Origin of the sequence: Oceanicaulis sp. (assembly GCF_051859625.1) — a bacterium.
Classification (GTDB): Bacteria; Pseudomonadota; Alphaproteobacteria; order Caulobacterales; family Maricaulaceae; genus Oceanicaulis.
In genome coordinates this window covers 480,320-486,880 of the sequence record NZ_JBHYFH010000003.1, presented here as the reverse complement: position 1 = coordinate 486,880, position 6,561 = coordinate 480,320, and the positions used below count along the sequence as shown (strand labels likewise).

The following is a 6,561-nucleotide window of genomic DNA, read 5'->3' as shown; positions in this document are numbered from 1 at the left end:
GGGCGCGACGACGTTTTCCGGATCGTCGACATGACCCCGGTCGAGGCGGGGGAATGATGGTGCGCACTCTTACCGCTGCGGTCGCCCTGGTGAGTTTCACTGCGGCCGCCCACGCCCATGCCGGCCTCAGGTCCTCCTCGATCGAGGATGGCGCGACGCTGGTAACGGCGCCGAGCGAGATCACACTTGAATTCACCACGGAGGTCGGGTTGGCGTCGGTGCAGTTGGAGACCGCCGACGGCAGTTCGCTTGAAACCGGGTTTTCGCCAGACCGGTCGTTTGCGGCGGAGCACGCCGCGCCGCTTCCTGAACTGCCCGAAGGCGCATACGTCCTTGAATGGCGAGCGCTTGCACGAGACGGCCACGTCATGACAGGAGAGATCAGCTTCTCCGTGACCGGCGGCGATGCCTGACGCGTTTACGCTGGCTGTCTTCGCGGCGAAGCTCTGCGTCCTCGCCGCTGCGCTGACAGCGGCGGGGCTGGGCTGGGCGATCGCGCTCGGCGGCGATCTAAGCCGCCGCGTGAGGTCGAGCGTTGTCGCCGGCTCCGCCCTGGCGGCAGCTCTTTGCTACGCGGTCCTCCTTCTTACGACCAACGCCCAGCTCGGCGGCGCGTGGGCCTCTGCGCTCGATCCTATGACGTTCGCCTGGATATGGCCTGGCCGGCAAGCTCAGGTTCTGGTGCTCAGCCTTGGACTTGTGGCGGCGGTCGCGGCCTCCCTCGCCAAGCTGCGCTTGCTCGGTCTCACCGCGGCGGTACTTATCGGCGTGTCGTTCTCCCTGAGTGGCCATGCCGCGGGTCTGGAAGATGGGCTCTCCGCCCAGATCGGCGTGGCGATTCATGGGCTCGCCGCGTCGTTCTGGTTCATCGCCCCGCTGCTCCTTTGGCCTCGGGGCGATGGCTACGACGCGAGCGTCGTCAGCCGCTTCAGCGAAGCGGCGGTCTGGATCGTCTCGATGGTCTTCGCTGCAGGCGGATATCTCGTCTGGCGCCTCGCCAGTGGGCTGGCCGAACTCTTCACCACCGCGTACGGCCAGCTCCTGACCGCCAAACTCGCTGTCGCCTTGGTCGCGCTCGCACTCGGCGCCGTCAACAAGCATCTAGTGAGCCGAATACTCGCCGCCGATCTGCCTCGTGGACGCCGTCTGCTGCAAATCACGCTTGGTGCTGACGCAGTGCTGTTCCTGTCAGCGCTCGCCCTCGTCACGTGGGTGACGACGGTCAGCGGTCCAGCTTCCTAGCTCGAGCTTTCATCTTCCGGCCTACCCTCAGCTTGAACGCGGCGCAGGAACCAACTTTCAAATGCGAAGATCGCGACGATGCCTCCGAGCGAGATCAAGATGATCAGCGGGTCGTTCAGCGCCTTCACCACGATGAAAGCGGTTAGAGCGACGGCGTCGAGAATGATTGCGCTGACCAGGATGACCGGGTTCGCGTCGACCTCCTCGCGCATGCGCCGGAGCACGCCCCAATGGATGATGATGTCCATCACCAGATAGAAGATCGCCCCCATCGACGCGATGCGGCCCAAGTCGAAGAAGGCGGCCAGGACGCCCGCAGCGACCACTGTATAGACCAAGGTATGCTTCTGGATGTCGCCGGGCATCCCGAAATGCTTGTGCGGTACCAGCTTCATGTCGGTCAGCATGGCGATCATGCGCGAGACGGCGAAGATGCTTGCGATGACGCCGGACGCGGTCGCAATGATGGCGAGCGCCACGGTGAACTGGACCCCGAGATCCCCCACAGCCGGCCGAGCAGCTTCAGCCAGCGAATAGTCTCGCGCGGCGATGATTTCCTCAATGGAAAGCGTCGAGCCGACCGCCCAGGCGACCAGCATGTAGACCACGAGGCAGATAGCGAGCGCGATGATGATCGCGCGGCCAACATTGCGGTGCGGATTTTTAAGCTCCGAGCCGCTGTTGGTGATAGTCGTGAAGCCCTTGTAGGCGAGAATGGCGAGAGCGACGCTGGCGAGAAAGCCGCCGATCGAACCCGCTTGCGCCGGTTCATCGCTTGTCGCCGGCTCGAAATTGAATCCGGCCGCGGCCAGCGCGACGATTGCGAAGATCAGAATGCCGCCGATCTTCACCACCGCTGCGACCTTGGAAAGGCCTCCAACGAACCGGTTGCCGGCGACGTTCACGATGAAGGCGAACATGATGAGTCCGACCGCCAGAACCGGAATGAGCACAGACGGCGTGTCACCTTGAAAGAGCTGCAGCGTGTAGGTGGCGAACGTGCGCGCCACGAGGCTCTCGTTGATGATCATGGAGAAGGCCATGAGCAGAGCTGATCCGCCGGTCACGGCGACAGGACCATAGGCCTTGTTGAGGATCATCGCGATGCCACCCGCCGAAGGGTAGCGGTTGGACACCTTGATATAGGTGTAGGCGCTGAAGCCGCTGATGATGGCGGCCACGAGGAAGGCGAGAGGGAACCAGGGACCGGCGAACTCGGCGATCTGGCCGGTCAGTGCGAATATCCCCGCGCCTATCATAACCCCGGTTCCCATCGCCACTGCGCCGGCGAGGGTCAGACTGTTTGCAACGTATCTCGCCGAGCGTTCGTCGTTCTTCAAGGGAAGGCCTCCTGCTTCTGCCTAGAGCCGAACGCTGCGAAGACGCAGCGCGTTGCCGATCACGGAGACCGAAGACAGGCTCATCGCCGCGGCTGCTATCATCGGGCTGAGGAGAACGCCGAAGACGGGATATAGGAGCCCAGCAGCCACCGGTACGCCGGCCGCGTTGTATATGAAGGCGAAGAATAGATTCTGGCGGATATTGGCCATCGTGGCGCGGCTAAGGCGGACTGCTTTCGCGACACCGCGCAAGTCACCGCTCATCAGGGTGACGCTCGCGCTTTCCATCGCGACGTCAGCGCCGGTGCCCATGGCGATGCCCACATTCGCACCGGCGAGCGCAGGTGCGTCGTTCACGCCGTCGCCAGCCATGGCGACGATGAAGCCCTTCGCCTGAAACTCTTTGACGATGCGGCTCTTGTCCTGAGGCAAGACATCGGCGTGAATTTCGTCAATACCGAGCTTGGCGCCGATGGCTTCGGCTGTGCGCCGGTTGTCGCCTGTCAGCATCACCACACGGATATCCGCGCCATGGAGGTCGGCAAGCGCCTCGCTCGTCGTTTCCTTGATCGGATCGGCGACGCCTATCATTCCGGCGACCGTGCCGTCGATGGCGGCGAACATCACTGTCTGGCCCTCTGCTCGCCAGGAGTCGGCCTCTGCAGCGATTTCGGCGGACATTCCGCCGAACGCCTCCATCATCGCCGCATTGCCAACCGCGACCGTATGCTCACGAACCTCGCCGGCCACACCCTTGCCGGTTGTGGACTGAAACCCAGAAACATCGCTGATAGAGGCGCCACGCGCTTGGGCGCCAGCAACGATCGCGGCGGCGAGCGGGTGCTCGCTGCCTTGCTCGAGTGAGGCGACAAGGCCCAATACTTCATCCTCTGAAAGCTCGCTGAAACACTTGATCGAGGTGAGCTTGGGGCGGCCTTCTGTCAGGGTGCCGGTCTTGTCGACGACGAGAAGGTCAACCTTCTCCAGAGTTTCAAGGGCCTCTGCGTTCTTCACAAGGACGCCGCGCTTCGCCCCCTGACCGGTCGCCACCATGATCGACATGGGTGTAGCGAGCCCGAGTGCGCACGGACAGGCGATGATGAGGACGGCGACTGCGTTGACCAGCGCATAGGTCATCGCGGGTTCAGGGCCGAAGGTCGACCAAGCAATGAAGGAGATCACTGCGACTCCGATAACAGCTGGAACGAACCAGCCCGATACCGTATCGGCCAGTCTCTGGATCGGTGCACGGCTTCGCTGTGCTTCGGCGACCATCTGAACGATCTGTGAGAGGGTTGAGTCTTCGCCAACCCTTGTAGCTTTGATGATCAGCCCACCGGTCTGGTTCACGGTGCCTCCCGTGACTGCATCGCCATTCTGCTTGGCCACAGGTATGGCTTCGCCGGTGATCATGGATTCGTCGACCGTGCTGGAGCCGTCCTCGACTGTCGCGTCCACCGGAATTTTCTCGCCAGGGCGCACCCGCAGCCGGTCGCCCTCCGCTAGTTCGTCGAGAGACACTTCCGCTTCCGATCCGTCTGTTTCGATCCGCCGCGCGGTCGGCGGTGCAAGTTCCAGGAGCGCGCGGATCGCCCCCGAAGTCGCGTTGCGTGCTCGAAGCTCAAGCACTTGCCCAAGGAGAACCAGCGTCGTGATGACCGCTGCGGCCTCGAAATAGACCCCGACCTCGCCGTTGGCGTGACGGAACGCGTCTGGAAACAAGCCTGGCGCCACGGTGGCGACGACGCTGTAAATATAGGCGACAGAAACACCCAGCCCTATGAGGGTGAACATGTTCAGGTTCATGGTGCGAACCGACTGCGTTCCGCGCACCAGGAAGGGCCAGCCGCCCCACAGGACGACGGGAGAGGCCAGAAGAAGCTGTAGCCATTGGGCTGACGCGCCCCTGATCAGCGCGTGTAACGGGCTGCCTGGCACCATTTCGGCCATAGTGTAGAGGAACAAGGGAAGTGTGAACGCCGCGCTGACCCAGAAGCGCCGGGTCATGTCAGCCAATTCCTCGCTGTCCTGCTCGCCCCCGGCGACCGCGCTCTCGGGCTCAAGCGCCATACCGCAGATCGGGCAGGGTCCCGGTTTCTGCTCACGAACGCCTGGATGCATGGGACAGGTGTAGACCACGCCGTCAAAGTCGTTGGGGATGCGATCGTACTTCCCGCCGGGCTGCTGCCCCGGATCGCGCTTGTCAGACGGGGCGTCGTGCTCATGACATTGATGATCCAACTTTCCCTCCCATGGGCGTGCAGCGCTCTTATCCTTCATACGCGGCGCAACCGGCCCTCCCTCAGGATTGCTGAAACGCCTATCCGGCAGGCTCTCTGCGTTGCCGCTGGCCCGTGAAACGAAAACAGGCAGAGGAAAGGCGCGTCATGCAAACCGCACCCGGACCCTGTCGGCTTGAGGACAGAGCCAATAACTTCACCGCCATGCGGATCGGGTTCGCCGTCCTGCTTCTCTACGGGCACGCGCTCATGCTGCCGCAGGGACTGCCCACGACCGGGGCTTGCGCCCCGGTCTGGACGGTGTGCTCGCGCTGCGCCGCGCCCGCTCGCTTCAGAGCTGAACCCCGAAGCGTGACACGATTGCGGCTGTGATCAGGTAGAGGACGACCGTGAGCGCAAGCCCGGCGCCGAGGGAGGGATAGAAGTCCACGCCCCGCCGGATCAGGGCCGGGATCAGCAGGAACATGGGAAGGCTCGGCAGGACGTACCAGAAGGTCGCCTCGGCATGGGCGGCCATGCGCTGAGGGTCGGGGGCGTCACGCCACAGCCAGATCATGCCCAGAACCGAAATAAGCGGGAGCGAGGCGAGGAGCGCCGCCATGGCCGGGCTACGCTTGGCCAGTTCGGATACGGCGACGATGATCAGGGCCGAAATGACCGCTTTGACCGCCAGATAGACCATGGCGTGCGCTCCTTTATCGCTACTCCGCGACGACGAGCGTGAAGGGTGCGGTCACCAGCTCGCCGTCATGGCGGATTTCGACGAAGAGACGATGCACGCCCCGCTCTTCGAACCCGACTTCGAAGGCCAGGTCCGGCCCCGCGCGCTCGTCCGCGCTCAGCGGCGCGTCGCCCAGGGGATGGGCGTGGGCCATGCTCGTCGCGGCCGGACCGAATCCGACAATGTGGGCGTATGCGCCGAGATGAGGCTCGAGGCTTCCGTCCGCACCGGCGACCGACAGCGCCATTGAAACCGTCCCCCCGGCGCGGGCATCGCTCTGCGGGGACAGGGTGAAGGCGAGGCCGCCGGCGTCCGCGGTCAGCACGTCTGCAGGGATGATGAAGGGCGCGGCTTCATCGCCGACCCGGACCCAGTCGGTGGCGCGCACCGCACCCTCGCCATGGGCTTCATGATCACCGTGGCCGTCTTCATGCCCATGATCCTCATCGCCGTGATCGGCGTGGTGGTCACCGCCATGATCATCATGGCCGTGCCCGTGATCGTCGTCGTGTCCGGCGTCGTCATGATGGTCGGACTGCGCGGCCGTCATGTCGAACGGTTCGGCGAGCCGGCCGTCCACCCAGACCCGGTAGATACGGGCATGAGCGGGCGTGAAGCTGAGCGTAGTGCGCCCCTCGGCGTCCGGCTCTACATGCAGGTGGTGGAAGTCCTCAAGACCTTCATCAACGATCAGCACGTGAACCAGGCGCTCATGACTGTCCACGAAGTCCGCGGCAGTCACCGGCGCGCCATCAGGACCAGAAAGCTGCAAGCTCAACGTCGCCGAACGGCCTGGGACGAGATCGCCGGCCGGTTCCACATCGAGACGAAGCCCGCTCGGGTGATGCTCGTCTTCATGGGCGTGAGCGCCATGGCCCTGATCATCGTGGGCGTGGCCATGATCATCATGCTGGTGTCCGTGATCGTCGTGATCATGGCCATGCTCCTGAGCGATGGCCGGAGCCGCGAGAAGCGCTGTGCTAAGAGCGGCGAGGCTGATGAGAGAAAGACGCATGGG

General features: G+C 63.9%; 6 protein-coding genes. 2 read left to right on the top strand and 4 right to left on the bottom strand.

All coding sequences use genetic code 11. From position 1 onward, the window contains the following. Both ACTIGF_RS15530 and ACTIGF_RS15525 read left to right on the top strand, forming a co-directional pair. Window positions 1-413: copper resistance CopC family protein (locus ACTIGF_RS15530; RefSeq protein ID WP_439637725.1), on the top strand; the 413-nt coding region annotated here is incomplete at its 5' end. Further along, the gene (locus tag ACTIGF_RS15525; protein ID WP_439637724.1) at window positions 406-1,242 is read left to right on the top strand and encodes a CopD family protein; all 837 of its coding nucleotides are present in this window, start codon (window positions 406-408) and stop codon (window positions 1,240-1,242) included. The genes ACTIGF_RS15530 and ACTIGF_RS15525, both read left to right, overlap by 8 nt. On the opposite strand, the gene ACTIGF_RS15520 is transcribed toward ACTIGF_RS15525, so the two are convergent. The 4 genes from ACTIGF_RS15520 to ACTIGF_RS15505 form a co-directional block, all read right to left on the bottom strand. Beyond that, window positions 1,239-2,582, bottom strand: a complete 1,344-nt coding sequence (locus ACTIGF_RS15520) for an APC family permease (protein WP_439637723.1) — start codon at window positions 2,580-2,582, stop codon at window positions 1,239-1,241. The two genes, ACTIGF_RS15525 and ACTIGF_RS15520, sit on opposite strands and share 4 nt — an antisense overlap. Window positions 2,583-2,603: 21 nt before the next feature. Continuing rightward, entirely contained in the window at window positions 2,604-4,862 is a 2,259-nt protein-coding gene (locus ACTIGF_RS15515; RefSeq protein WP_273019455.1) for a copper-transporting P-type ATPase, read from the bottom strand. A 291-nt stretch (window positions 4,863-5,153) separates the two neighbouring features. After that, entirely contained in the window at window positions 5,154-5,504 is a 351-nt protein-coding gene (locus tag ACTIGF_RS15510; protein WP_273019453.1) for a DUF3147 family protein, read from the bottom strand. 19 nt (window positions 5,505-5,523) lie between these two features. Next, complete coding sequence (locus ACTIGF_RS15505) at window positions 5,524-6,558, bottom strand: hypothetical protein (protein ID WP_420331955.1); 1,035 nt, start codon at window positions 6,556-6,558, stop codon at window positions 5,524-5,526. Between the last annotated feature and the right edge of the window lie 3 nt (window positions 6,559-6,561).